Genomic DNA, 22,953 nt, shown 5'->3' on the forward strand with positions numbered 1-22,953 from the left:
TGGGCGGCATCGCGCTCTGACCTGCAGATCGTCTGCCGACGCGGATGCCGCCGGCCGCCTGCTCCCGCGAGGAAGCGGAATCCTCGGGTGCCCGGGAGGCGCGGAGAAACGGAGTGAGGGATGCAACGGGGGGCGTTGCTGGGCCGTGAGGCGGAGCGTCGCGCGCTGGCCGCTCTCGTCGAGCGGGGGGCCGCCGGGGCGGGCGGCGCGATCGTGATCGTCGGCGCGCCGGGGATCGGCAAGTCGGCTCTGGTCGCCGAGGCCGCGGCGGCGGCAGCGCGCGGCGGGACCCGTGTGATCACCGCCGTGGGGGTCCAGTCGGAGGAGAACCTGCCCTGCGCCGGCCTGCACCAGCTGGTTCACCAACTGCGGGACGGGATCGACGACCTGCCGGAACGGCAGCGCACCGCGCTGCTCGCAGCCGTCGGGCTCGTCGACGAGGCCGTCCCTGATCTGTACCTCGTCGGCCTGGCAGCGCTGACGTTGCTGACGGACGCGGCAGCGAAGTCGCCGCTGCTGGTGGTCGTCGAGGACGCCCACTGGATGGACGGTGCCAGCCTCGACGTGCTCGGGTTCGTGGCGCGGCGGATCGAGTCCGACCCCCTCGTCCTCGTCGCCGTCACCCGGGGCCTCGACGACCGCCTCAGCAGCGCCGGCCTGCCCGTGCTGCATCTGGGGCCGCTGACGGACGAGGTGTCTGGTGAGGTGCTGGACGCGGTGGCCCCCGGCCTGGGCCGGCAGGTCAGGCGGCGGCTGCTGGAGGAGTCGGCGGGCAACCCGCTGGCGCTGACCAAGCTGCCGGTCGCGCTGCAGTCGGTCGGTGGGGCGTACGCGCTCACCCAGGGGCCGTTGCCGCTGACCGCGCGGCTGGAACGGACCTTCTCGGCACGGGTCTCCCGCCTTCCGGCCGACACCCGTGCGGTCCTGCTCCTCTCGGCGCTCAACGGTGACGGGACGATGGACGAATGCCTTGCCGCGGCGACCCGGATGCTCGGGACGGCGATCCACGTCGCCGCGTTCGAAGCGGCGATCGACGCGGGTCTGGTGGAGGCACAGGCGATGGCCTTCCGGCATCCGCTCGTCCGCTCGGCCATGTACCACTCCGCCACGGCCGCCGAACGACAGGCCGCACACGCCGCTCTGGCCGCCGCGCTCAAGGGGCAGCCCGACCGGCAGGCCTGGCACCGTGCCGCCGCCACCGCCGGTTTCGACGAACGAGTGGCACGGGATCTCGACTCCACTGCCGGCAGGGCCCTGCGGCGCGGGGGTGTCGCCGTGGCCCTCGCCGCGCTGAGGCGGGCGACGGAGCTGACGAAGGACCCGTCCGCGAGGGCCGACCGGCTGCTCCGGGCGGCGGAGCTCGCACTGGAGTCGGGCCAAGGCGACGTCGCGGAGCATCTGCTGGCCCAGGCGCGGTCGCTGGACCTTTCGGTCCGGGACCAGGGCCGCGCGGCCTGGGTCAGCATCGCTCTGGCCGAGGGGACGCGGGGCGAGAGCGCCGCGACGGCCGAGTTGGCCGAGCTGGCGGTCGAGATCGCCGCCGGAGGCGAGCCGGTACTGGGGCTGCGCATGCTGTGGGGCGCGGTCCTGCAGTGCTTCTGGGGCGAGCCGGGACCGGCCGCCTGCGAGCGGGTCGCCGCCGCCGCGGACCGGATGCCCCTGCATGCGGACAACGCCGACCTGGTCGCCCTGCGGGCGTACTCGTCGCCGGTCGAGCGTGGCAGTGGGGTCATGGAAGGCCTGGCGGGTCAGCTGGAGCGCTCGTCCGAGAACGCGGAGGGGGACCAGCTCCTGGGGGGCGCCGCCGTGACGGTGGGCGCTCCCGCCCTGGCGGGCCGGTTGACGGCGAGGTCGCTGGACGCCTTGCGCGCGCAAGGAAGGCTGTCGATGCTGGCCCGCGCTCTGTGCGTCCTGGCGGGGAGCGCCGCACGGCTGGGTGACGTTCGCGCCGGCGCCCTTGCCGCGGAGGAGGCCGCGTCACTGGCCCGCGAGACCGGTCAGCCTCTCGTGCACGCGATGGTGAACGCCATCCGCGCGCAGCTCGCCGCCGTCAGCGGCGACCCGGGGGCGGAGGCGTGGGCGGCGGAGGCGGAGCGTGTTGCCCTTCCCAGCGGAGGGCGCCCGGTGCTGGCCATCGTGCAGATGGCCCGTGGACAGGTGGCGCTCTGCGAGGGCCGCTACGGCGACGCGTTCGGCCACCTGCACCGCGCCTTCGACCCGGCAGACCCCGCCTTCCACCCCTGGCTGCGCTTCTACGCGGTCGCGGAGCTGGTCGAGGCGGCTGTGCGCAGTGAATCGGTGGAGACGGCACGCGACATCGTGCGGGAACTGGCCCCGCTCGGACGGACGACTTCCTCGCCCGCCCTGCTCTGCGGGTTGCGCCTCGGCCAGGCTCTGCTGAGCCCGCAGGACGACGCCGAGCCGCTCTACAGGGCGGCCCTCGACGCCGTCCCCACGGACTGGCCGTTCGAGCGGGCGCGGGCGCGCCTCGCCCTGGGCGAGTGGCTGAGGCGGCACCGGCGGCCCGCGGAGTCCCGCCTCCTCCTCCAGGCCGCACGCGAGATCTTCGACGCCCTCGGCGCGTCGGCATGGGCCGAGCGGGCAGGTCAGGAGCTACGCGCCGCGGGCGCGTCGTCCCCTCGCCAGGACCCGGCCGCGGTCGACCGGCTGACCTCGACCGAGCTGCATGTCGCCCAGCTCGCCGCGCAGGGCCTGACGAACCGGGAGATCGGCGAGCGGCTGTACGTCTCACCCAGGACGGTGAGCACCCACCTCCAGCGGATCTTCCCCAAGCTGGGTCTGACCTCCCGCGGCGAGCTCGCCGCGGTGCTGGGCGGCACGATGACGTATGCCGCAGGCCCGGCATCATGACGTACGCCGAAGACGTAGCCTGACGGACGCGGTCGTCCCCGCCGGTTGCCTAGGTTCGTGCCATGCCCGGTCCGCACTCCGCGGACGGGCGGGAGGGCACACCATGGGAACCATCACCGTCGGCGCCGAGGGCTCGACCGGCATCGAGCTCTACTACGAGGACCACGGGTCGGGGCAGCCGGTCGTCCTGATCCACGGCTACCCCCTCGACGGGCAGTCGTGGGAGAAGCAGACCGATGCGCTGGTCAAGGCCGGCTACCGCGTCATCACCTACGACCGCCGTGGCTTCGGCCGGTCGAGCAGGACCATGACCGGCTACGACTACGACACCTTCGCCGCCGACCTGGACACCGTGCTCACCACGCTGGACCTGCGTGACGTGGTTCTCGTCGGGTTCTCGATGGGCTCGGGCGAGGTCGCCCGCTACCTCGGCGTCCACGGCTCGCAGCGCGTGGCGAAGGCGGCGTTTCTCGGTTCGCTCCAGCCGTTCCTGCTGCAGACGCCGGACAACCCCGCCGGTGTGCCGCAGAGCGTCTTCGACGGCATCGCGGAGCAGGCGGAGGCCGACCGCCACGCCTGGTACGACAACTTCTTCGCCGACTTCTTCAACACCGACGAGACACTCGGGTCGCGGCTCAGCGAGGCAGCGCTGCGGGCCAACTGGGTCACCGCCGTCAACTCGGCGCCCATGGCGGCGTACGCGTGCGTCCCGACATGGCTGACGGACTTCAGGGCCGATGTCGAGCGCATCGACGTGCCGGCGCTGATCCTGCACGGAACCGCCGACCGCATCCTGCCGATCGACGCCACCGCCCGCGAGTTCCGCCGCCGCCTGCCCGACGCGCGATACGTCGAGATCGAGGGCGCTCCGCACGGGCTGCTCCTCACCCACGCGGCCGAGGTCAACGCCGCCCTGCTCGACTTCCTCGCCGCCTGAACGCCGGCACCTCCGACGCCGGTCGTCGACGTCCGCGACAGGACGTCGGCGGCCCTCACGAAAGGACCGCACTCCGTGCCGGTCATCGACAACTCTCTCCCGGAGCACGACCGCGAGACCGCGGGTGCGGCGCTCCAGGCGACCCTGGCCGACCTTCTCGACCTGTCCCTGGTGGCCAAGCAGGCCCACTGGAACGTGTACGGCCCGCGTTTCCGCTCGGTCCACGTCCAGCTCGACGAGGCCGCCACCGTTGCCCGGACGCACGCCGACACGGTGGCCGAGCGCGCGGCCGCGCTGGGCGTCAGCCCGGACGGGCGGGCCAGGACCGTAGCGGAAGCCAGCTGCGTGCCCGCCCTTCCGCCGGGCTGGACCAAGGACAGCGACGCCGTCGAGGCCCTGGTGCACGCGCTGTCCGCGGTGACCGGAAGGCTGCGTGAGCGTATCGCCGGAATGGGCTCGGTGGACGTCGTCACCGAGGACCTCCTCATCGGACTCACGGCCGCGCTGGAGAAGCAGAGCTGGATGTTCCAGGCGGAGAACCGGGTCTGACCGGTCCCCGCCTCCTGCGGGGCGATCAGGAACGCCTCCCCAGGGCCTGGGCCCGGGACCCGCAGGCTCCGGAGAAATCGTTGCAAGGAATGACGCGACATCCCGCCCGTGACGTGACCGGGCGGTTCGTCGTGGGATGTGGAGAAGAGCATGGACATCGAGGGCACGAGCACCGACCGGTTCGAACCGGTACGAGCGGCGCTGGCGGCGCACCTGGAGGACGGCGAGGAGTTGGGGGCGTCGATCGCCGTCGACGTGGACGGGGTCATGGAGGTCGACCTCTGGGGTGGCTACGCGGACGCGGCACGGACGGTTCCGTGGCACCGGGACACGGTGGTGAGCCTGTGGTCGACCACGAAGACCCTCACCAGTCTCGCGGCTCTCGTCCTCGTCGACCGGGGTGCCCTGGACCTGCACCGTCCGGTCGCGCACTACTGGCCGGAGTTCGCCGCACAGGGAAAGGAGCACATCGAGGTGCGGCACGTCCTGTCCCACACCTCGGGACTCTCCGGCTGGGAGCAGCCCTTCTCCGTGGAGGACCTCTACGACTGGCCCACCGCGAGTGCCCGGCTGGCCGCGCAGGCACCCTGGTGGGAGCCGGGCTCAGCCTCCGGCTACCACGTGCAGACCCAGGGGCAGCTGGTGGGAGAACTCGTCCGGCGGGTCAGTGGCCGTGACCTGAAGGAGTTCGTCGCCACCGAGATCGCCGAGCCGGCGCAGGCCGACGTCCAGATCGGCGCGCGCAGGGCCGACTGGCCGCGTATCGCTGATCTGGTGGTCCCCTCCGAGCCGGGCGGCATCCCCGCGGGTCTGGATCCCGAGGGGATCTTCACCAGGACGCTGCTCGGAAGCCCCGCACGTGACGAGCACGTCGACACCCCGCCATGGCGTGCCGCCGAACTCGGAGCCGTCAACGGACACGGCAACGCGCGGGGCCTGGCACGTGCGCTCTCCGTCATCTCACGGCGCGGCCAGGTCAACGGCTCGCGGCTTCTGTCCGCCGAGACGGTGGACAAGGTGTTCGACGTGCAGGCCGACGGAGTCGACCTGTTCCTGGGCGTTCCGGTCCGCTGGGGCATGGGCTACGCACTCGCCGATCCGAGGACGATGCCGCACATGCCCACCGGAAGGATCTGCTTCTGGGTCGGCCGGGGCGGTTCGATCGTCGTGATGGATCTCGACCGGCGGGTCACGTTCGCGTACACGATGAACCGGGTGGGTGACGGGCTCCTCGGCTCGGAGCGCACCCACAGCTACCTCAGGCTCGTCCGCGAAGCCCTGGAGCACACCGGCTGAGCTGTGCCCACGAACTCGGCCGGGAGCCCGAGGGCGCGGCGCCGGCGCCCATCGGCGCCGCCGACCGTCTCAGGAAGAGCAGCACCATGGCCGCCCCGGCGCCCTCACCCTCGCAGCACGCCTGATCCGGCGCCGCGAGGTCCGTCCGCCGACGGGTGAACCGGTCCCGTCACCCCCGCGGCCTTGGCGGGGGTGACACCGGGGCACCCCCGGGCGCGCGGGCCGCACGCATGCCGACCGGTCACCCACGACATCCCCCGGGGCCCGTTCCCCGAACGTGCCCCTCCGCATCCTCCGCACGGTCCGTCGAGGACCGTCCACCGAACATCAGGGAGCTCACCGATGCGCAACACCCGCCTCGTCCGTCCGAGCCGCAGATCCGCGCTGCTCGGTGTCACCGCGGCCGCGGGCCTGTCCGTCGCCGCCGTCACCCTGCCCGCCACGGCCGACACCCACCACCCCGCACGTCCGACGATCGTGCTGGAACACGGCGCGTTCGCCGACGCCGCGAGCTGGGACGGTGTCGCCGCCCGGCTGCAGCGGGCGGGTTACCCGGTGGTGGCCGCCGCCAACCCGCTGCGAGGGCCGGCGACCGATGCCGCCTACCTGCGCAGCGTCCTCGACCACATCGACGGGCCCGTGGTCCTGGTCGGTCATTCGTACGGCGGCACCGTCATCAGCCAGGCCGCCGCGGGCCTCGAGGACAAGGTGAAGGCACTGGTCTACATCGCGGCCTTCCTGCCCGACACGGGTGAGAGCTCCATCGGACTGACGGACAAGTTCCCGGGCAGCACCCTCGGCCAGGCCGTCGAGACCGTCGACTACTCGCTGCCCGACGGTGGTCAGGGCGCGGACGTGTACATCACGCCGGAGAAGTTCCGCGGCCAGTTCGCCGCGGACGTGCCGAAGGACCAGGCCAGGCTCATGGCCGCCGGGCAGCGCCCGATCGCCGCCGCCGCTCTCGAGGAGAAGTCCACCCAGGCCGCCTGGAAGACGATCCCCTCCTGGTCGCTGGTGACCACCGAGGACCGCAACATCCCCGTGGCCGCCCAGCGCTTCATGTCTGCCCGCGCCAACGCCCGCACGACGGTCGTCGACGCGTCGCACGCGGTGTCGGTGTCCCGCCCCGACGCCGTCACCCGCATCGTCGAGCAGGCGGCCCGCACGGTCCGATGACCGACGGCCCGCGTGGCCGTTCACCTCACCTCACCTCACCTCACCTCATCGCCGTGCCCGATCGGGCACGTCCCGTCCAGACGCATCCACAACGGAAGGCAACAACCACCATGGCGTTCATCACCGTCGGTCAGGAGAACTCCACCGGCATCGAGCTGTACTACGAGGATCACGGCACGGGGCAGCCGGTCGTGCTCATCCACGGATACCCGCTCGACGGCCACTCCTGGGAGAAGCAGTCGGCCGCGCTCCTGTCGGCCGGCTACCGCGTGATCACGTACGACCGGCGCGGTTTCGGCCGCTCCGGCCGGCCCACCACGGGCTACGACTACGACACCTTCGCCGGCGACCTGAATGTGCTCCTGGAGACCCTCGACCTCACCGACGTCGTCCTGGTGGGCTTCTCCATGGGCACCGGCGAGGTCGGCCGTTACCTCGGCACCTACGGCTCCGCCCGGATCGCCAAGGCAGCTTTCCTCGCCTCCCTCGAGCCTTTCCTCCTCAAGACCGACGACAATCCCGGCGGCGTCGACGGCACTGTGTTCAAGGACATCGAAGGCGCCGTCACCGCCGACCGCTACGCGTACTTCACCGCGTTCTACGAGGACTTCTACAACCTCGACGAGAACCTCGGCACCCGCATCAGCGAGGAAGCCGTCCGCAACAGCTGGAACGTCGCCGCCGGAGCCTCCGCGTACGCCTCGCTGGCCTGCGTGGCGACCTGGACCACCGACTTCCGCGCCGACCTTCCCAAGATCGACGTCCCGGCACTGATCCTCCACGGCACCGCCGACCGCATCCTGCCCATCGAGGCCACCGGGGAGCTCTTCCACCAGGCGCTTCCGCAGGCCGACTACGTCGTCGTCGACGGCGCGCCCCACGGCCTCCTGTGGACCCACGCCCAGGACGTCTCCGAGGCCCTCCTGGCGTTCCTCGCCAAGTGACCCACGGCCGGGCCTCACCTGCCGCGACGCGCACCTCCGCGGCGGTAGCACCGGCCGGCCGGGCATCGTCCCAGGTGAGAGGCGTCACACAAGGGGGCCGAGTCCCCGCAAGGGGGACCGGGTCCACCCGCCCCACCACGGATCGTCGAAGCCCCCGGACAGGTCCGGGGGCTTTCGTCGTACCGGCAGGTCTCGTGCGGGCAGGCGCGGAGCCGGACCGGGCGGGTCAGGACCGGGCGGGTCAGGACCGGTCGCCGGGCTCGTCGTCCGCCTCGCCCTCCGCCTGGGAGGGCGTCATGTGCGGCGGGTTGGTGTGCTGCTCGGGCGCCGCCTCCCCGGGCTCCGGTTCGCGCTCGCCCTCGGCCTGGGAGGACATCGGGATCGGCTCGTCGCTCATGGGGTTCTCCTTGGGGCTGCGGGTCTGGTCGCGGGTCTGGAGCCGGCGCGGGGGCACGCGGTGACACGGCCCACCGCCTCGGGGCCTCGCGCGGCGGGTACCCGCGCGGGGAGCGCCTGACGCGTGGCGGACCTCTCGTCCGCGGGCCGGGCGCGGAGCCGGGGAGTGCCGGGGCGCCAGGCATACTGGACGAGGCGCCGAAGCGACCCGGACAGGAGACGGTGTGCAGAGCCAGGAAAGGACCGCCGCGACGGCGGGCCCCACGGCCGCGACCGCGGCCCCGTACCTGACGGTCCACCCGCTCCCCGAAGGGGACGGCGTGCGGCTCCGCGGGGAGGTGGGACTCCTCACCCGTCCCGCCTGGACGGACGTGCTGGCCGGGGCCGTGCGGGCCCGCCGGTGCGCCTACGTGCTCGACCTGGCGGAGGTCGTCTTCGTGGACGTGGCGGGAGCCGAGGAGCTCGCCGCCGCCGCGGACCGGCTGGGGACCGGGCGCCGACTCGTCCTGCACAACCCGCCGGGGACCCTCGTCCGGGTCCTGGAGATGTACTGGCCCGGCCTGCCGGGGATCGAGGTGCCGACGTCGTGAGTACCGTGACCGAACCGTTCGTGCACCCTGCCCTGTTCTACGGGAACACCGACGAGTACCTGGCCGGCTGCCTCGCGTTCGTGCGCGAGGGACTGGAGCGGGGCGAGCCGGTGGCCGTCGCCGTGCCCTCGTACAACCTGAAGCTGATAGAGGCCGCCCTGGGCGAGGACGCCGGGCGGGTGCGCTTCCTCGACATGCAGCAGGCCGGCCGCAACCCCGGCCGGATCATCCCGGGCGTGCTGCGCGCCTTCGCCGACGCGCACCCGGACGCCCCGCGGGTCCGCCTGATCGGGGAGCCGATCTGGGCCGGCCGCTCCGAGACGGAGTACCCGGCCTGCGCCCAGCACGAGGCGCTGATCAACCACGCCTTCACCGGGCGCGAGGTCAGCATCCTGTGCCCCTACGACACCACCCGGCTCGACGAGCGCTCCCTCGCGGACGCCTACGTCACGCACCCCGTGGTGATCGACGGCGAGGGGCGGCAGAGCGACAGCCCCGCCTACGACCCGGACGGTCTGGTGGCCCGCTACAACCTGCCGCTGCCGGAGGCCGCGGGCGGGGTCCGGCTGACGTACGCGTACGACGCCGACTCGCTGCCGACGGCCCGCCACCGCAGCGTCGCCGAGGCCGCCCAGATGGGCCTGGTGGGCGAGCGGCTGGACGACTTCGCCCTGATCGTGGCCGAGCTCACCACCAACAGCGTGGTCCACGGCGGGGGCCGCGGCGCCCTGCGGCTGTGGGCCGAGGACGGCAGCCTGGTCTGCGAGGTCCGCGACGCGGGCCTGCTGACCGACCCGCTGGCCGGACGCCGCCCGGCGGGCCGCGACCAGATCGGCGGGCGCGGCCTGCTCACCGTCAACCTGCTGGCCGACCTGGTGCGCGTGCACACCGGCAGCTACGGGACCACGATCCGGGTCTACCTGGCGCTCCCGGTCGCCTGACCCGGGCGGCCGGCCCGGTGTCCTGACCCGGGCGGCTCAGCCGGCCAGCGGGTTGAGGACCAGCGGCTCGATCTTGCCGTCCAGCATCGCGCCCAGACCCTGCACGGCGCACACGTCGGGGCGCTCGGCGATGTGCACCGGCATGCCCGTGGCCTGGCGGAGCATCTGGTCGAAGCCCGGGAGCAGCGCCGTGCCGCCGACCATCATGATCCCGCGGTCGGCGAGGTCGGCGACCAGGTCGGGCGGGCAGTCGCGCAGCACCTTGCCGATGCCGTCCAGCACCGCCGTCAGCGGCGTCTGGATCGCGTTGCGCACCGCCGCGGTGTCCACCTGCACCGAGCGGGCCAGGCCGGTGGCCACGTCACGGCCGTTGATCTCGGTGGTGGCCGGGCCGTGCGGGGTGAGCCCGTTGCCGGACAGGGCGAGCTGGAGGGGGCGCACCGACTGGCTGGGCAGCATCAGCTCGTGCTCGTGCCGCAGGTGCTGGACGATCGCGTTGTCCACCGCCTCGCCGCCGACCGGGATGCGCTCCGCCGTCACGATCGACCCGAGCGAGAGCACCGCCACCTGCGTGGCGGCCGCCCCGCACACCATGATCATGGTGGCCTCGGCGCGCTCCACCGGAAGGCCGCAGCCCACCGCGGCCGCGATCAGGGTGTCCACCAGCTCGACCCGGCGGGCGCCCAGTCCCACCAGCGTCTCCACCGTGGCGCGACGGGCCAGCGGGTCCGCGTCGTGCGGGGTGCAGGCGGCCGCCCGCAGCCGCGGCTTGCGGCGCAGGAGGCGCCGCGTCTTCTCACCGAGCAGGTGACGGAGCATCCGCTGCGCCATCTCGATGTCGACGACCGTGCCGCCGGAGACGGGGCGGACCGTCTTGATGTACTCGGGGGTGCGGCCGGTCATCTTCTCGGCGAACTCGCCGACCGCGATCAGCGCGCCCGTGCGGGTGTTCACGGCGGCGACCGAGGGCTGGTCGACGACCAGTCCCGCGCCCTTGACGTAGACGCGGGTACGGGCGGCGCCGAGGTCCACGGCGAAGTGGCAGCGGCGCAACTGGTCCAGGTCGGCGGTCACTTGTGGATCCTCCCGGGTGCGGTCGGAGACGCCCGGCCGGCGTCCCTTCCCGCATCCTGCGAGGTTCCGCCACCGGGCGCCCGCTGGAGCCGCCCGGCCGAGTGCGGACCGGACGGGTGGTCCGCCGGTCCGCCGGTCCGCCCGGGACGGCCCGGTCCGCCGGGAGGTCGTCCGCGCGATCGGCGTGACGTGCCGGGCCGGGCGCCCGGCGTGGACCGACGCCGGGTCACCGCGGAACGACGGCGGCGCCGCCTCCCTGGGACGGGGAGACGGCGCCGCTGTGCGTCCGCGTTCCGGCGGCTCGCCAGGAAGGGTCAGACCAGCCAGCCCAGGAAGTGGGCGATGCAGGCGAGCGCGTCGGTGATGACGTTCATGGGGTACTGCTCCTCGGGACATGGGTTCGTACTGGGACATGCGCCAACTGCCGGTCTGCAGCCCGTTGTTGGCACACAGTGACTATGCCGCCCCGGAGCGTGTCCGTGCAGGCGTCCGAGTCCGGCTCACCTGATCAAGGGAGCGGGGGAACTGGTGTCCAATGCACGCTTCATCACCTTGCCCATGTCGTTGCGGGGCAGCGCGTCGAGCAGGCGCACCTCGCGGGGGCGCTTGTGCGGCGCCAGCCGGCGCGCCACATGGTCCGCCAGCTCGTCCGCGTCCGGCGGCGTCCGCGGATCGGCGGGGACGATCCAGGCGACGATCCGCTCGCCCAGGTCCGCGTCGGGCGCGCCGGTGACCGCGGCCTCGGCCACCGCGGGGTGCTCCAGCAGGGCGTTCTCGATCTCCCCCGCGCCGATCTTGTAGCCGCCGCTCTTGATCAGGTCGGTGGCCCGCCGCCCCACGATCCGCACCGCCCCGCCGGGGTCCAGGACCGCCATGTCGCCGGTGCGGAACCAGCCGTCGGCGGTGAAGGCGGCGGCGGTGGCGTCCGGGCGGCCCAGGTACTCGGTGAACAGGTGGGGGCCGCGGACCTGGATCTCCCCGATGCCTTCGCCGTCGGCGGCGGGCAGCGGGGCGCCGTCGTCGTCCACCAGCCGCAGCTCCACGCCCGGCAGCGGGACGCCGACCGTCCCGGCGGTCGCCGCGCCGGGCCCCGCGTCGAGGCGGACGCTGGTGTTCATCAGCGTCTCGGTCATCCCGTACCGCTCGACGACGCGACGGCCCGTGGCGGCGAGGATCCGCTCGTGGTCGTGGACCGGCAGCGCGGCCGAGCCGGACACCAGCAGCCGGGCGGAAGCCAGGCCCTTCGCCAGCTCCGGCTCCTCGGCGAGCGACTCCGCGATCCGGTGGTACATCGTCGGCACGCCGAACAGCACGCTCGCGCCCGCGTTCAGCTCCCGCGCCACCCCGGCGGTGTCGAACCGGCCCAGGTGACGCAGCGCGCCGCCGAGCCGCAGTGGGCCGAGCACCCCCAGCACCAGACCGTGCACGTGGAACAGCGGCAGTGCGTGCACCAGGACGTCCTCGGCGGTCCACGCCCACACCTCGGCCAGCGCGTCCAGTGTGACCGCGACCGCCCGGCGGGGGATCACCGCGCCCTTCGGCGGGCCGGTCGTGCCGGAGGTGTAGACGACCAGCGCGGGGTCGAGAGGGCCGGAGGCGTCCGGGGGAAGGGCGGCGGGAGGGCCGCCGAGCACGACGTCCAGGCGCTCCACGCCGTCCGGCGCTCCGGGCAGCTCGGCGCCGGGCGGGGCCAGCAGGGCGTCCGGGTCGCTGTCGGCCAGGACGTGGGCCAGCTCCTTGTCCCCCGAGCGCGGGTTCAGCGGGACCACGCACAGCCCGGCGGCCAGGACGCCGGCCACCGCCACCGCGGTCTCCGGCCCCGGTGTCGCCCACACCGCGATCCGGCCGCTCGCGTGCCGCGCCCTGCCCCCGACGAGGGCCGCCACCGCCCCCGCCTCGCCCGCGAGCTCCCCGTACGTCAGGGAACGGCCCGGGAAGGCCAGCGCCGGGCGGTCGGCCACGGCGGGGTCGTGGAGCGGAGGCAAGAGCGGCAGGGGGGACGGCGGCGACGAGGTCATCGGGGCGGGCTCCTTCGCACTCGGGGCGGGACATCGCGCCCGGAACCTACCCGGACGCGGCCCCCGTCACCGCCAGCCGCTGAAGGAGCCCCCAGGTGAACTCCGCCACGCACTCCCAGCGGCCGCCGTCCCCGTCGGGCACCGTCAGCGCCAGCCCCCAGCGCGTCGGAGCGCTGCCCTGGAGCGGCCGCGCCCCGGGGAACGCGCGGGCGGCCTCGTCGACGGTGCAGGACCAGGGCGTCAGGTCCGCCAGGGTGCGCAGGGCGGGACCGGGGTCGCCCGGCGCGCGCACCAGCCACTCGTTCCAGACGGCACCCGAGGGCCCGACCAGGACCTCGAACCTCAGGTCCGGCCAGAGCGGCACCGGCCACAGCCGCGCCTCGCACTCCAGGTCGCCGAGCACCCGGCGCCGGGTCAGCTCCGGCTCGCCCAGCACCGAGCGGTACCGGGAGGCCGCGGACCGGCCGCGCGGCGAGCGCACCATGGCCTGCCACCGCTTGTTGGCCTCCCGCATGGCGGCGGCCGAGACGCCCAGCCGGCGGCGGGCGTCCTCCACCAGCTCCGGGTTGTGGTCCGCCATCCGGCGCAGCAGCACCAGCTGGAAGTCCAGCCGGGTGAAGGGCGCGCCGGAGCCGCCGGAGCCGGGGTGACCCGGGCGGTCGGAGCGGCCTGAGTGACCCGGGCGGCCGGGGCGGTCGGGGGAGGAGGGCATGCGGCCGCCTACCGGCCCGGGGACTCGACGTCGGTCACCGGCGTCCCGCCCGCGGCCGCGCCCAGCAGCCGGAGGCTCACCCTGCCCGGGCCCGACGGTGTGGTCCCGTCGGAGAGCACGGCCAGCGCCAATGTGTTCTCCCCACGTGTGCGCAGCACTCCGTTCGGCAGCACGAACACATGCTGCGGCCCCACGTTGTTGACGTACAGGCCGAGGTTCCAGCCGTTGAGGAAGATCTGCACGCGGTAGGCCCGGCCGGGGTCGTCCTCCAGGGCCAGTCCGACGGAGGCGTCCACCGACCTAGGCACGTCCAGGGTGAAGGAGGTGCGGTACCAGACGACGCCCTGCCGCTCCTCCTCGTCCTCCTTGCCCACCGGCAGCTCGACGGCGTCCCAGCCCTTCTCGTCGACCGGTCCGGGCAGGTGCCAGCCCTCCCGCTCGCCGTACAGGCCACCGGTGTTGAGCGGGCCGCGCACCGGATCCGTACCCGCCGCGCCCTGGAGCCGCCACTCCATCCCGGGCCGCGCGCCCTCGAAGGTCACCGAGGTCAGGCCGCGCGCCGTCCTGTGGGGGCCGGCCGAACCGCCGCCCTCCTCGCGGGCCATGGGGCGCACCAGCACCGCCAGCACGTGGGCGCCCGGGGTGCGCAGCTCCTCGGGCACCGCGAACTCCGCCGTGACCTCGCCGCCGCCCGCCGGCGCCGCCTGCGCGGACGCGTCGCTCCCGCCGTCCGCTGCGTCGGTCCCCGCCCCGGCGCCGTCCGCCCCGTCGGCGCCCGTGCCCGCCCTGGCGCCGTCCGTCCCGTCGGGGCCCGTGCCCGCCCTGGCGCCGTCCGTCCCGTCGGCGCCCGTGCCCGCCCCGGCGGCGTCGTCGGGCCGCCGGTGCACGCCCAGGGGTTCGCCGTCCAGCCAGGCCATCACCAGGCCCTGCGGCCCCGCCCGGTAGGAGAGCCGTACCGAGGCGGCGCCGCGGGCGTCGGCGAACCGGCCCCGGTACCAGAGGTCGCCGTAGTGGAAGCCGTAGTCGTCGGCGAAGAGCACCGGCTGCCCCTCGGGCACCGGCGTCGCGCCCGAGGACTCCGTGCGGTCGGCGACCCGCCAGCGGCCGTCGTCGAAGCGCGGGTCGGCCTCCGGGTTCTCCTCGCGGCGGCGCCAGCCGGTGAGCGTGGGCAGCTCCACGGCCGGCGGCGCCTTCAGGTGCCGGGTCGCCACCAGCGCGTTGGCCCGCGAGACCGTGGTGCGCACCCGCTCGCCGTTCCAGGTGAGCGAGCCGATCCGGCCCGGCGCCCACACCTCCAGGCCGGTGGTGGTCCGTACGTCGCCGGTGAGGTTCACGCCGGACCCGTGCGGCGTCACCGTGCGCACCAGCGACGGGCCGTAGACCAGGAAGTCGCCCTTGCGGGTCTCCACCGGCCACATCCGCGCCGCGTCGTCCTCGTCCGCGAGGATCAGCAGCAGCGGCCGGCTGCTGCCGCCGCCCTCGACCAGCACCCGGCTCAGGCCGCCCTTGCCCAGCGGCGCGGTCACCCGCAGCAGGTTGCGGTCCAGCGCCCAGGCCGGCTCCGGGTCCAGCCGGGTGGTCACCGGGGAGCCGGGGGTCTCCAGCACCAGCTCGACCAGCTCGCCGCGGGTGCCGGTGAACACGGCGACGTCCATCGAGCCGATCGGCAGGAAGAGCATCGGCTGGGCCGTCGCGTGGCGCAGCCGCCGCTCGCCGAGCCGCAGCCCCGACATGATCAGCCGGGCCTCGCGGGGCGGCAGCGTGACGGTCACCGGCAGCTCGGACCCGGCGAGCCGCAGTGAGGTGGTGACCTGGTCCTGGGAGTCGTTGCGCAGCACGTAGGTGTGCGAGCCGGTGTCCCGGTTGGCGAGGTGGTAGACCCGCACCCGGTCGTCGTCGGCCCGCACGTCCGCCGCCCGGTGCAGCTTCGCCAGGTCGGGAACGGTGCGCAGCATGTGCCCGATCTGCTGGAAGGCGGCCAGCTGGGGCGTGGGGGCGCGGGCCTCGTCGTGGCCGGCCGCGAGGTCGTAGGAGGTGACGGTCGACGGGCCGCCCTGCCAGCCCCAGTTGGTCCCGCCGAAGGCCGTGCGGGTGTTGTGGACGGTGAGCCCGTTGGCGATGTCGGTCAGGCAGGTGCGGCGCACCTGCACGGCGTCGAACTCCCGGCGCACCGCCTCGAAGGCCTGCCGCCCGTCGCGGCCGCCGCCCCAGGGGACCGGGCGGCCGGCGGTGAACTCGGCGAGCACGCCGGCCGTGCGCGGGCGGGCCCGCTCGGAGGTCGCCGCCCCGAAGTACAGCCCGCGGTCCGGCGGGACCTCCGCCGGGCCCTGCTCGGCCGGACCGGCGGCCGGGTCGAGCTCCTTGTGGAACACCGGGACCTCGATCCCGTCGCCCCGCACCTTGGCGTACAGATGTTCCCGGTAGGCGGTGGAGGCGGCGCCGCTGACGTCGGTGAACTGGTACAGCAGGACGGTGCCGCGGCCCTCGGTGTACTGGTGGCGGCGGGCGATCCGGTCCACCGCGGTCAGCCAGGCGTCGACGTGCTCCAGGTAGGCGGGGTCGTCCGCGCCCGCGCCGCCCCCGGTGCCGGCCAGCCAGCCCGGCAGGCCGCCCTCGTCCAGGTCGGCGCCGAGGAACGGGCCGGGGCGCAGCACCACGTACAGGTGCTCCTCGGCGGCGGTGCGCAGCAGCAGGCCCAGGTCGCGCACCCCGGTGAAGTCGTACCGTCCCGGAGCGGGGGAGTGGTGACTCCAGGCCACCGGCACGGTCACCGCGTTGTGACCCGAGGCGCGGATCTTCTGCAGCGCGTCCCGCCACAGCGAGGGGCTGGGCAGCCGGAACGGGTGGAACTCCCCGGACCACAGCACCAGGCGCTGCCCGTCGACGATCATCGAGTAGCCGTCGTGCCGCACCGAGTGCGGCCGCCGGTCCGCGCGCGGCGGGGCGGGCGGACGGCCGGTCGGCACGTTCCGCGAGGCGGACTCGGTCGGCGGCGCCGCCGTGCTGTCGGCCGCGAGCGCGACCCCCAGCACGGCCGTGCCGGCCAGAGCACCGAACGTACGCCTGGTGAACACCAACAGAACCTCCGCCGACTCCCGCGCCACATCGACGCGCGCGCCCCATTCTCCACAGGGGCCGCACCCGACGGGGTCCGACGGACCCCGACGGCGCCCGGTTGCGGCCGTTATGCCGCTTTCGTGCGGGCGTCGGCGCGCACCGATCGGGCGCGACCGGGGAAAAGCCGCCCGGCACCCCGCGCCGCACCGGTAACTTCGGGCACCGCCCGGCAGTGCCCCGTCCCCGGCGCCGACCGGAGCTGTGCCGACCGAAGAGGCGCCGACCGCAGCCGTGCCGACCGGGGGCTGCGGCGGCCGAAGAAGGAGTGGGTGGGTTCGCGGTGCTGATGACCGGCAGGGTGCTGCGGTTCGACGAGGTGCGCGGGTACGGGTTCATCGCCCCCGACGAGGGCGGGGAGGACGTGTTCATGCACGCCAACGACCTGCTCGACGACAAGTACCTGTACGGGGAGGGCTGCCAGGTCGAGTTCGTCCTGGAGATGGGCGAGAAGGGCCCCAAGGGATCGGAGATCCGGCTCCTCGGCCCGGCGCCGCGGGCTGCGACGGCGGGAGCGGCGCGGCCCGGCTCCGACGGCTTCCGCGCGGAGCTCACCGAGGCACTGATCGACGGCGTCCCCACCCTCACGGCCGCCCAGCTCAAGCAGGTCCGCTCCTGCGTCCTGGAGCTCACCCGGGCCAGGGGCTGGCTGACCTGATCCGGCCCGTCACCCAACTGGACGTGCACCGAACGCTGTTGCGCGGTCACGTGCTGTCGGGCGCCGGCGGGGGGCGTGCCGGTGTCCGCCAATGCCGCACACGACCTTCACCAGGGCCCCCCGACAAGTCACCGGTCGGGCACCTACCCTTCCAGCCTCATGGACTATTGCGCGCGGTGCCGGCGGCATCTCAACCTGCAGTTCAACTGCCCGGGTTGTGGAACGCCGGCGTGGGAACTCCACAAGTACGCCGAGGCTGTTGACGAAACCGCCGAACCCCCCGAGCCGGCCGGCCACGTCGTCGGCGGGGCGGCCGGTGAGGCGGACGTCACGGCAGCGGTGGAGGAGTCCGGCGTGGAGGCGACCGGCGCCGGGGACACCAGGCGCGGAGGGGATGTCAGGAGCCCCGGAGGCCGCCGCGCCGGACTCCGCACACCGCGGACGGAGCCGGCCGCGCCCCGGACCGCCGCACGGCGGCACGGCGGGCGCGGGCCGGGCCGCGCGCTGCTGATCGCCGGCTGCCTGCTCGGAGCCCTCGGGCTGGGAGTGGCGGCCGTGACGGCCGTCGGCGGCGAGAAGGACCCCACGACGCCCGCGGCCGCGGCGGCGGACACCGCGCCCGCCGAGGAGCCCCGGTCCGCCCCGTCGCCGCAGCGGGAGACCGCGAGCGCCACCCCCGCCGGGGACGAGGCGTCCCCGTCGGCCTCCGCGACCGCCTCGGAGGCGGAGACCACGAGCCCCACGCCGTCGCCGTCGGCCGCGGAACCGGCGGACCAGGCGTCCGCCGAGTCCGGCCAGGACGCGCGGCCGCCGGGGGCCGCGGACCCCGAACCGGCCCCCTCGCGACCGGCCCCGACCGCGACCGCGACCTCGGCCCCGCCCCGCACGACGCCCACCCCCTCGCCCACCTGCGAGCGGGTGCTGTGGTGGTGCACCTAGGCGCGGGCCGGGAGAGGCGGCGGGGCCGCGGCGGGGCCGCGGGCGGTGTCAGACCTTGACGACCGCCTTGCCGACGTTGTCGCCGCGCAGCAGCATGCCGAGGAAGGCGTCCAGCCCGTTCTCGATGCCCTCGGTCACCGTCTCGCGGTACTTGAGCTCGCCGGAGCGGATCCAGGCGCCGGCCTCCTCGACGAACGCCGGGCGCAGGTCCTCGTGGTCGCCGACCAGGAAGCCCTCGATGCGGCCGCGGGTCTGGATCAGCCGGGCCAGGTTGCGCGGGCCCGGGACGGGCTCGGTGGCGTTGTAGACGGCGATCATGCCGCAGACCGCGATGCGGCCGCCCACGTTCAGCGAGCCGAGCGCCGCCTCCAGGTGGTCGGCGCCCACGTTGTCGAAGTAGACGTCGACGCCGTCCGGGGCGGCCTCGCGGAGCTGCTTGCTCACCGGGCCGTCCTTGTAGTTGAAGGCCGCGTCGAACCCGTACTCCTCGGTGAGCAGCCGGACCTTGTCCGCGGAGCCGGCCGAGCCGATCACCCGCGAGGCGCCCTTGAGCTTCGCCATCTGGCCCACCTGGGAGCCGACCGCGCCGGCCGCGCCGGAGACGAAGACGCTGTCGCCCTCCTTGAACGACGCCACCCGGAACAGGCCCGCGTAGGCGGTCAGGCCGGTCATGCCCAGGACGCCCAGGTAGGCGGAGAGCGGGACGGCGTCCGGGTCCACCTTCGTGGCGTGCCGGGCGTCCAGGGAGGCGTAGTCGCGCCAGCCCAGCATGTGCACCACATGGTCGCCGACCGCGAGGTCCGGGGAGTTCGAGGCGACGACCTCGCCGATCGCGTGGCCCTGCATCGGCTTGTCCAGCTCGAACGGCGCGACGTAGGACTTGGCGTCCGACATCCGGCCACGCATGTAGGGGTCGACCGAGAAGTACAGGTTGCGGACGAGGACCCGGCCCTCCTTCAGCTCAGGGAGCTCGCTCTCGACCAGGGCGAAGTCGGAGGGCTTGGGCTCGCCGACCGGACGGCTCAGCAGGTGCCAGGCGCGGGTCTGTGCGGGAAGTTCAGGTGTATGGGACATGCGTTCCATGGTGCCTGGTCGCTCCGGAAGGCGCACCGCTAGAGTTCCCGGCATGCGTGATCTCGGGGTCGGTTTCGGTTATCTGTTCAAGGGCCAGCGCTGGGTGGCCGGGCACGGCAGGCAGTACGGCTTCGGCCTCATCCCTGGGCTGATCACGCTGGTCCTGTACGTGGGCCTGCTGGTGGCGCTGGCCGTCTGGGGCGCCGATCTGGTGGCCTGGGCGACGCCCTTCGCCGACGACTGGTCGCAGACCTGGGCCGACGTGGTGCGCGTGGCGTTCACCGTGCTGCTCTGGGCGGCGGCGCTGCTCGCGGCGGTGCTCACCTTCACCGCGATGACGCTGCTGATAGGACAGCCCTTCTACGAGGCGCTCTCCGAGCGGGTCGACCGCGACGTGTCGCCCGACGGCACGGCCGCCGTCTCCGACCTCCCGCTGCTGCGGGAGCTGTGGATCTCCGCGCGGGACAGCCTGCGGGTGATGGTCCGCGCGGCGCTGTGGGGGCTGCTGCTGTTCTGCTGCGGGTTCGTCCCGGTGGTGGGGCAGACGGCGGTGCCGGTGATCGGCCTGTTCGTCACCGGGTTCTTCCTCACCGAGGAGCTGACCTCGGTGGCCCTCCAGCGGCGCGACGTCCGGCTGCGGGAGCGGCTGCGGCTGCTGCGGTCGCGGAAGCTGCTGGTGTGGGGCTTCGGGGCGCCGCTGGCGGCGTGCTTCCTGGTGCCGTTCGTGGCGGTGTTCCTGATGCCGGGAGCGGTCGCGGGGGCCACCCTGATGGCCCGCGACCTCCTCGGCGAGGACGAGGACCGGCCCGCCCGCGACGCCGCCACGCTGGACCTCACCAAGCCCTGACCTCGCACCCCGCGGCCGGCCCGGTCGCCACCGGCCCCCTCGCGGCGAGGTCTGTCGCCGTGAGGGGCGGGGCCGCCGTGTCCGGGCGGCCCCGCCGGAGTGTCAGCGGGTCGTGAAGCCGTAGACCGTGCGGGAGCGGTACGTCTCACCGGGCCGCAGGACGGTGGTGGGGAAGTCGGGGCGGTTGGGGGAGTCCGGGAAGTGCTGGGTCTCCAGGGCGACGCCGTCGCCCGGGGCGAAGCCGCCCTCCAGGAAGTCCCCGGTGTACACCTGGATGCCCGGCTCCGTCGTGGCGACCGTCAGCACCCGCCCGGTGGACTCCTCCCACATCTCGCCCACCGGCACCGCCTGGGCGGTGACCCCCTTGTCGAGGACGAGGTTGTGGTCGTAGCCCGCACCCGTCAGGCGCCCCTCGGTCCCACGGAAGTCGAAGCGCGTGCCCTCGACCTCCGCCACCGGGCCGTCCGGGATGTTCGCCTCGTCCACCGGCGTGTACCGGGAGGAATCGAGCCGCAGCCGGTGCCCGCGCGCCGTGCCGGACCCCGCGCCCGCCAGGTTCCAGTACGTGTGGTTGGTCAGGTTCACCACCGTCGGGGCGTCGGTCACCGCCTCGTACGTCAGGGACAGCGACCCGTCCTCCTCCAGCGCGTACACCGCGGAGACCTCCAGGCGGCCGGGGAATCCGTCCTCGCCCGCCGGGCTCACCCGGGTCAGCCGCAGCGCGTGCCCGCCGTCCGGCTCGACGTCCCAGACCTGCTTGTCGAAGGCGTCGTCACCGCCGTGCAGGCAGTTCTCCCCGTCGTTGCGCGGCAGCGTGTGCTCGGCGCCGTCCAGGGTGAACCGGGCGCCCGCGATCCGGTTGGCGTAGCGGCCGATCAGCGCGCCGAAGAACGGGCCGGTGAACTTCCGGTACCCGTCGAGCTCGTCGAAGCCGAGCGCGATGCCCGCCGTGCGGCCCTCGCGGTCCGGCGTCTCGACCGACTGGACGATGCCGCCGTACGACAGGACCCGCACCCGCACCCCGGCCCGTTCCAGGGTCCATCGGTGCACCGAGGCGCCGTCGGGAAGGGCGCCGAAGAGTTCGCTGTTCATGATCGCCACCCTAGGCCGTGACCGCGCGGTAGGCGATGTCGGCCAGCCTCGCCTGGCCGTCCACGCCCGGATGGAAAAGGTCCCACCGGCTCAGCTGCCGAGGGCCGAACCGGTAGGCGTAGACCGCCCCGCCGTCCGTGCGGCACCGCCGGTCCCGCGCGCACACCTCGGCCAGCGCCTCGTTGTACTCCTCCACCCGCTCGCGCACCTTCCTGCGGCGCTCGACGGCCTTGCGGTCCATCGCCTCAGCCTCCCCCAGCATCGTCGGGCAGATGCCCAGCTTCCAGATCTCCTGTGCCATCGACGTCCCCCGGCCGACCTCCCACAGCCGCTTGAGGTCCGGGATCGACGCCACGTACACCTGCGTCTTCGGGGACTCCCGGCGCAGCGTGCGCAGGGCCGTCCCGAACTGCTCGCGGAACGTCTCCACCGGAGTCATCCCCTTCACCGACCCGCGGCAGGCGTCGTTGGCGCCGGCCAGCACCGTCACCAGCTCCGGCCGCCTGGCGGCGGCCAGCCGCATCTGCCCCTCCACGTCGGACATCCGGGCGCCGGTCTCCGCGAAGTTCCAGCTGCGCGCCCGGGCGGTCGCGCCGTCCCCCAGCAGCCGGGCCGCCAGGCTCCGCACTTCCGGGGAGTCCCCCGTGGACCAGGACACGCTCGGGCAGTCGGAGAGGACCTGGCAGGAGTCGAACCCCGTGGTGATCGAGTCGCCGACGGCGGCCACCGAGTCGGGCGAGCGGTCCCAGGAGGAGGGCGACGGCGAGGCCTTCGGACGGGGCGCCGCGGCCTCCTCGCCGCCGCCGCACGCGGCCAGCGCCGGCAGCGCGGCGAGCGCGACGGCCGCCAGGACGGCGGGCCGCGGCCTCACGCGGCAGGGGGTCGGCATGCCCGGGGCTCCTTCCGGTGCTCTCGTGGGCCGTGGCGCCCATGGTTCCGGCGAAAGGGGGCACAGGTCGCTCGTGCCCCCCACCATGAGAACGCGCGGGAGTTCCCGGTGCCGCCCGGATGCCGCCCCGCCCGCCCGTACAAGCGTCCCACCGGGTGAATGGCGGCGTTTCGCGGCCGTGGGACCGACCGTACGTCACACTCGCCACCCGTCGGCACGATAGCCTCGCTCCGTGGCTCCCCCGACACGCCGTCAGGCCGCTGTCCGGGAACCCAGGAGCCCCGTCCGTCCGTTCTGTCCGTGGCAAGCGCGCCGCTTCGAGGAGGTCTCGGTGACGACACGTGGGGTTCTGTACGTGCACTCCGCTCCCCGCGCGCTGTGCCCGCACGTCGAGTGGGCGGTCGCCGGAGTGCTCGGCGCGCGCGTGAACCTGGACTGGATCCGGCAGCCCGCCTCGCCCGGCACCTGGCGCTCGGAGCTGTCCTGGCAGGGCAAGGCCGGCACGGCCTCCAAGCTGGCCTCCGCGCTGCGCGGCTGGCAGATGCTGCGCTTCGAGGTCACCTCGGAGCCCTGCGCCGGCGCCGAGGGCGAGCGCTACAGCTGCACGCCCGGGCTCGGCATCTTCCACGCCGTCACCGGCATCCACGGCGACATCATGATCCCCGAGGACCGGCTGCGCGCCGCGCTGGCCCGCGCCCGCAAGGGCGAGACGGAGCTCGAGGCCGAGGTGGCGAAGCTGCTCGGCAAGCCGTGGGACGACGAGCTGGAGTCCTTCCGCCACGCCGGCGAGGGCGCCCCCGTCCGCTGGCTCCACCAGGTCGTCTGACCCGCAGAGC

At 74.3% G+C, this 22,953-nt stretch carries 20 protein-coding genes; 12 read left to right on the top strand and 8 right to left on the bottom strand.

Annotated elements, in window-relative coordinates; translation table 11 throughout:
* Positions 1–120 precede the first annotated feature (120 nt).
* The 6 genes from ABT026_RS18985 (at position 121) to ABT026_RS19010 (ending at position 7,773) form a co-directional block, all read left to right on the top strand.
* Positions 121–2,871, top strand: coding sequence for an AAA family ATPase (locus ABT026_RS18985; protein WP_351115752.1), 2,751 nt, complete (start codon positions 121–123; stop codon positions 2,869–2,871).
* Positions 2,872–2,974: 103 nt separating this feature from the next.
* Positions 2,975–3,808: an alpha/beta fold hydrolase gene (locus tag ABT026_RS18990; protein ID WP_351115753.1), complete on the top strand. Its 834-nt coding sequence runs from the start codon at positions 2,975–2,977 to the stop codon at positions 3,806–3,808.
* 75 nt (positions 3,809–3,883) lie between these two features.
* Positions 3,884–4,357 carry a Dps family protein gene (locus ABT026_RS18995; protein ID WP_351115755.1) on the top strand — a complete coding sequence of 158 codons (474 nt, stop codon included), beginning with the start codon at positions 3,884–3,886 and terminating at the stop codon, positions 4,355–4,357.
* A gap of 150 nt (positions 4,358–4,507) precedes the next feature.
* Entirely contained in the window at positions 4,508–5,653 is a 1,146-nt protein-coding gene (locus ABT026_RS19000; RefSeq protein ID WP_351115757.1) for a serine hydrolase domain-containing protein, read from the top strand.
* 342 nt (positions 5,654–5,995) lie between these two features.
* On the top strand, positions 5,996–6,829 hold the full coding sequence (locus ABT026_RS19005) for an alpha/beta fold hydrolase (RefSeq protein WP_351115758.1): 834 nt from the start codon (positions 5,996–5,998) through the stop codon (positions 6,827–6,829).
* Positions 6,830–6,939: 110 nt separating this feature from the next.
* A complete protein-coding gene (locus ABT026_RS19010; RefSeq protein WP_351115759.1) occupies positions 6,940–7,773 on the top strand; it encodes an alpha/beta fold hydrolase in 834 nt (277 codons plus the stop codon).
* A 241-nt stretch (positions 7,774–8,014) separates the two neighbouring features.
* Here ABT026_RS19010 and ABT026_RS19015 read toward each other — a convergent pair whose 3' ends face one another.
* Entirely contained in the window at positions 8,015–8,170 is a 156-nt protein-coding gene (locus ABT026_RS19015; RefSeq protein ID WP_351115760.1) for a hypothetical protein, read from the bottom strand.
* A 223-nt stretch (positions 8,171–8,393) separates the two neighbouring features.
* Between ABT026_RS19015 and ABT026_RS19020 the strand changes: the two genes are divergently transcribed.
* Positions 8,394–8,759: an STAS domain-containing protein gene (locus tag ABT026_RS19020; RefSeq protein WP_351115762.1), complete on the top strand. Its 366-nt coding sequence runs from the start codon at positions 8,394–8,396 to the stop codon at positions 8,757–8,759.
* Positions 8,756–9,700 carry an anti-sigma factor RsbA family regulatory protein gene (locus ABT026_RS19025; protein WP_351115763.1) on the top strand — a complete coding sequence of 315 codons (945 nt, stop codon included), beginning with the start codon at positions 8,756–8,758 and terminating at the stop codon, positions 9,698–9,700. Before ABT026_RS19020 ends, ABT026_RS19025 begins: the two co-directional genes overlap by 4 nt.
* Before the next feature lie 36 nt (positions 9,701–9,736).
* Here ABT026_RS19025 and ABT026_RS19030 read toward each other — a convergent pair whose 3' ends face one another.
* The 4 genes from ABT026_RS19030 to ABT026_RS19045 form a co-directional block, all read right to left on the bottom strand.
* The gene (locus ABT026_RS19030) at positions 9,737–10,774 is read right to left on the bottom strand and encodes a rod shape-determining protein (protein WP_351115765.1); all 1,038 of its coding nucleotides are present in this window, start codon (positions 10,772–10,774) and stop codon (positions 9,737–9,739) included.
* A gap of 500 nt (positions 10,775–11,274) precedes the next feature.
* The gene (locus ABT026_RS19035) at positions 11,275–12,792 is read right to left on the bottom strand and encodes an acyl-CoA synthetase (protein ID WP_351115766.1); all 1,518 of its coding nucleotides are present in this window, start codon (positions 12,790–12,792) and stop codon (positions 11,275–11,277) included.
* A gap of 46 nt (positions 12,793–12,838) precedes the next feature.
* The gene (locus tag ABT026_RS19040; protein WP_351115768.1) at positions 12,839–13,504 is read right to left on the bottom strand and encodes a hypothetical protein; all 666 of its coding nucleotides are present in this window, start codon (positions 13,502–13,504) and stop codon (positions 12,839–12,841) included.
* A gap of 8 nt (positions 13,505–13,512) precedes the next feature.
* Positions 13,513–16,581 (bottom strand): glycoside hydrolase family 35 protein, encoded by a 3,069-nt coding sequence (locus ABT026_RS19045; RefSeq protein WP_351115769.1) that lies wholly within the window; start codon positions 16,579–16,581, stop codon positions 13,513–13,515.
* A gap of 320 nt (positions 16,582–16,901) precedes the next feature.
* On the opposite strand from ABT026_RS19045, the gene ABT026_RS19050 reads away from it, so the two are divergent.
* Together ABT026_RS19050 and ABT026_RS19055 are read left to right on the top strand one after the other, a co-directional pair.
* Positions 16,902–17,276 (top strand): cold shock domain-containing protein, encoded by a 375-nt coding sequence (locus ABT026_RS19050; RefSeq protein ID WP_351115881.1) that lies wholly within the window; start codon positions 16,902–16,904, stop codon positions 17,274–17,276.
* A 159-nt stretch (positions 17,277–17,435) separates the two neighbouring features.
* Positions 17,436–18,215 (top strand): SCO2400 family protein, encoded by a 780-nt coding sequence (locus ABT026_RS19055; protein ID WP_351115770.1) that lies wholly within the window; start codon positions 17,436–17,438, stop codon positions 18,213–18,215.
* 48 nt (positions 18,216–18,263) lie between these two features.
* On the opposite strand, the gene ABT026_RS19060 is transcribed toward ABT026_RS19055, so the two are convergent.
* On the bottom strand, positions 18,264–19,289 hold the full coding sequence (locus ABT026_RS19060) for an NADP-dependent oxidoreductase (RefSeq protein ID WP_351115771.1): 1,026 nt from the start codon (positions 19,287–19,289) through the stop codon (positions 18,264–18,266).
* A 52-nt stretch (positions 19,290–19,341) separates the two neighbouring features.
* Between ABT026_RS19060 and ABT026_RS19065 the strand changes: the two genes are divergently transcribed.
* Positions 19,342–20,136, top strand: coding sequence for an EI24 domain-containing protein (locus ABT026_RS19065; protein WP_351115772.1), 795 nt, complete (start codon positions 19,342–19,344; stop codon positions 20,134–20,136).
* A gap of 102 nt (positions 20,137–20,238) precedes the next feature.
* Here the strand turns inward: ABT026_RS19065 and ABT026_RS19070 are convergent, their stop codons facing one another.
* Positions 20,239–21,228, bottom strand: coding sequence for an aldose epimerase family protein (locus ABT026_RS19070; RefSeq protein ID WP_351115773.1), 990 nt, complete (start codon positions 21,226–21,228; stop codon positions 20,239–20,241).
* A 10-nt stretch (positions 21,229–21,238) separates the two neighbouring features.
* Positions 21,239–22,117 (bottom strand): SGNH/GDSL hydrolase family protein, encoded by an 879-nt coding sequence (locus ABT026_RS19075; protein WP_351115775.1) that lies wholly within the window; start codon positions 22,115–22,117, stop codon positions 21,239–21,241.
* A 331-nt stretch (positions 22,118–22,448) separates the two neighbouring features.
* On the opposite strand from ABT026_RS19075, the gene ABT026_RS19080 reads away from it, so the two are divergent.
* Positions 22,449–22,943: a DUF3145 domain-containing protein gene (locus ABT026_RS19080; protein ID WP_351115776.1), complete on the top strand. Its 495-nt coding sequence runs from the start codon at positions 22,449–22,451 to the stop codon at positions 22,941–22,943.
* The last annotated feature ends 10 nt before the right edge of the window (positions 22,944–22,953 follow it).

Source organism: Streptomyces sp. NPDC002734 (assembly GCF_040295685.1).
Lineage (GTDB): Bacteria > Actinomycetota > Actinomycetes > Streptomycetales > Streptomycetaceae > Streptomyces.

Coding starts and splice junctions, on each gene's coding strand:
- ABT026_RS19035 (WP_351115766.1), bottom strand. CDS start 12,792: ATGACCTCGTCGCCGCCGTCCCCCCTGCCGCTCTTGCCTCCGCTCCAC.
- ABT026_RS18985 (WP_351115752.1), top strand. CDS start 121: ATGCAACGGGGGGCGTTGCTGGGCCGTGAGGCGGAGCGTCGCGCGCTG.
- ABT026_RS19055 (WP_351115770.1), top strand. CDS start 17,436: ATGGACTATTGCGCGCGGTGCCGGCGGCATCTCAACCTGCAGTTCAAC.
- ABT026_RS19010 (WP_351115759.1), top strand. CDS start 6,940: ATGGCGTTCATCACCGTCGGTCAGGAGAACTCCACCGGCATCGAGCTG.
- ABT026_RS19040 (WP_351115768.1), bottom strand. CDS start 13,504: ATGCCCTCCTCCCCCGACCGCCCCGGCCGCCCGGGTCACTCAGGCCGC.
- ABT026_RS19005 (WP_351115758.1), top strand. CDS start 5,996: ATGCGCAACACCCGCCTCGTCCGTCCGAGCCGCAGATCCGCGCTGCTC.
- ABT026_RS19060 (WP_351115771.1), bottom strand. CDS start 19,289: ATGTCCCATACACCTGAACTTCCCGCACAGACCCGCGCCTGGCACCTG.
- ABT026_RS19065 (WP_351115772.1), top strand. CDS start 19,342: ATGCGTGATCTCGGGGTCGGTTTCGGTTATCTGTTCAAGGGCCAGCGC.
- ABT026_RS19015 (WP_351115760.1), bottom strand. CDS start 8,170: ATGAGCGACGAGCCGATCCCGATGTCCTCCCAGGCCGAGGGCGAGCGC.
- ABT026_RS19075 (WP_351115775.1), bottom strand. CDS start 22,117: ATGCCGACCCCCTGCCGCGTGAGGCCGCGGCCCGCCGTCCTGGCGGCC.
- ABT026_RS19070 (WP_351115773.1), bottom strand. CDS start 21,228: ATGAACAGCGAACTCTTCGGCGCCCTTCCCGACGGCGCCTCGGTGCAC.
- ABT026_RS19000 (WP_351115757.1), top strand. CDS start 4,508: ATGGACATCGAGGGCACGAGCACCGACCGGTTCGAACCGGTACGAGCG.
- ABT026_RS18990 (WP_351115753.1), top strand. CDS start 2,975: ATGGGAACCATCACCGTCGGCGCCGAGGGCTCGACCGGCATCGAGCTC.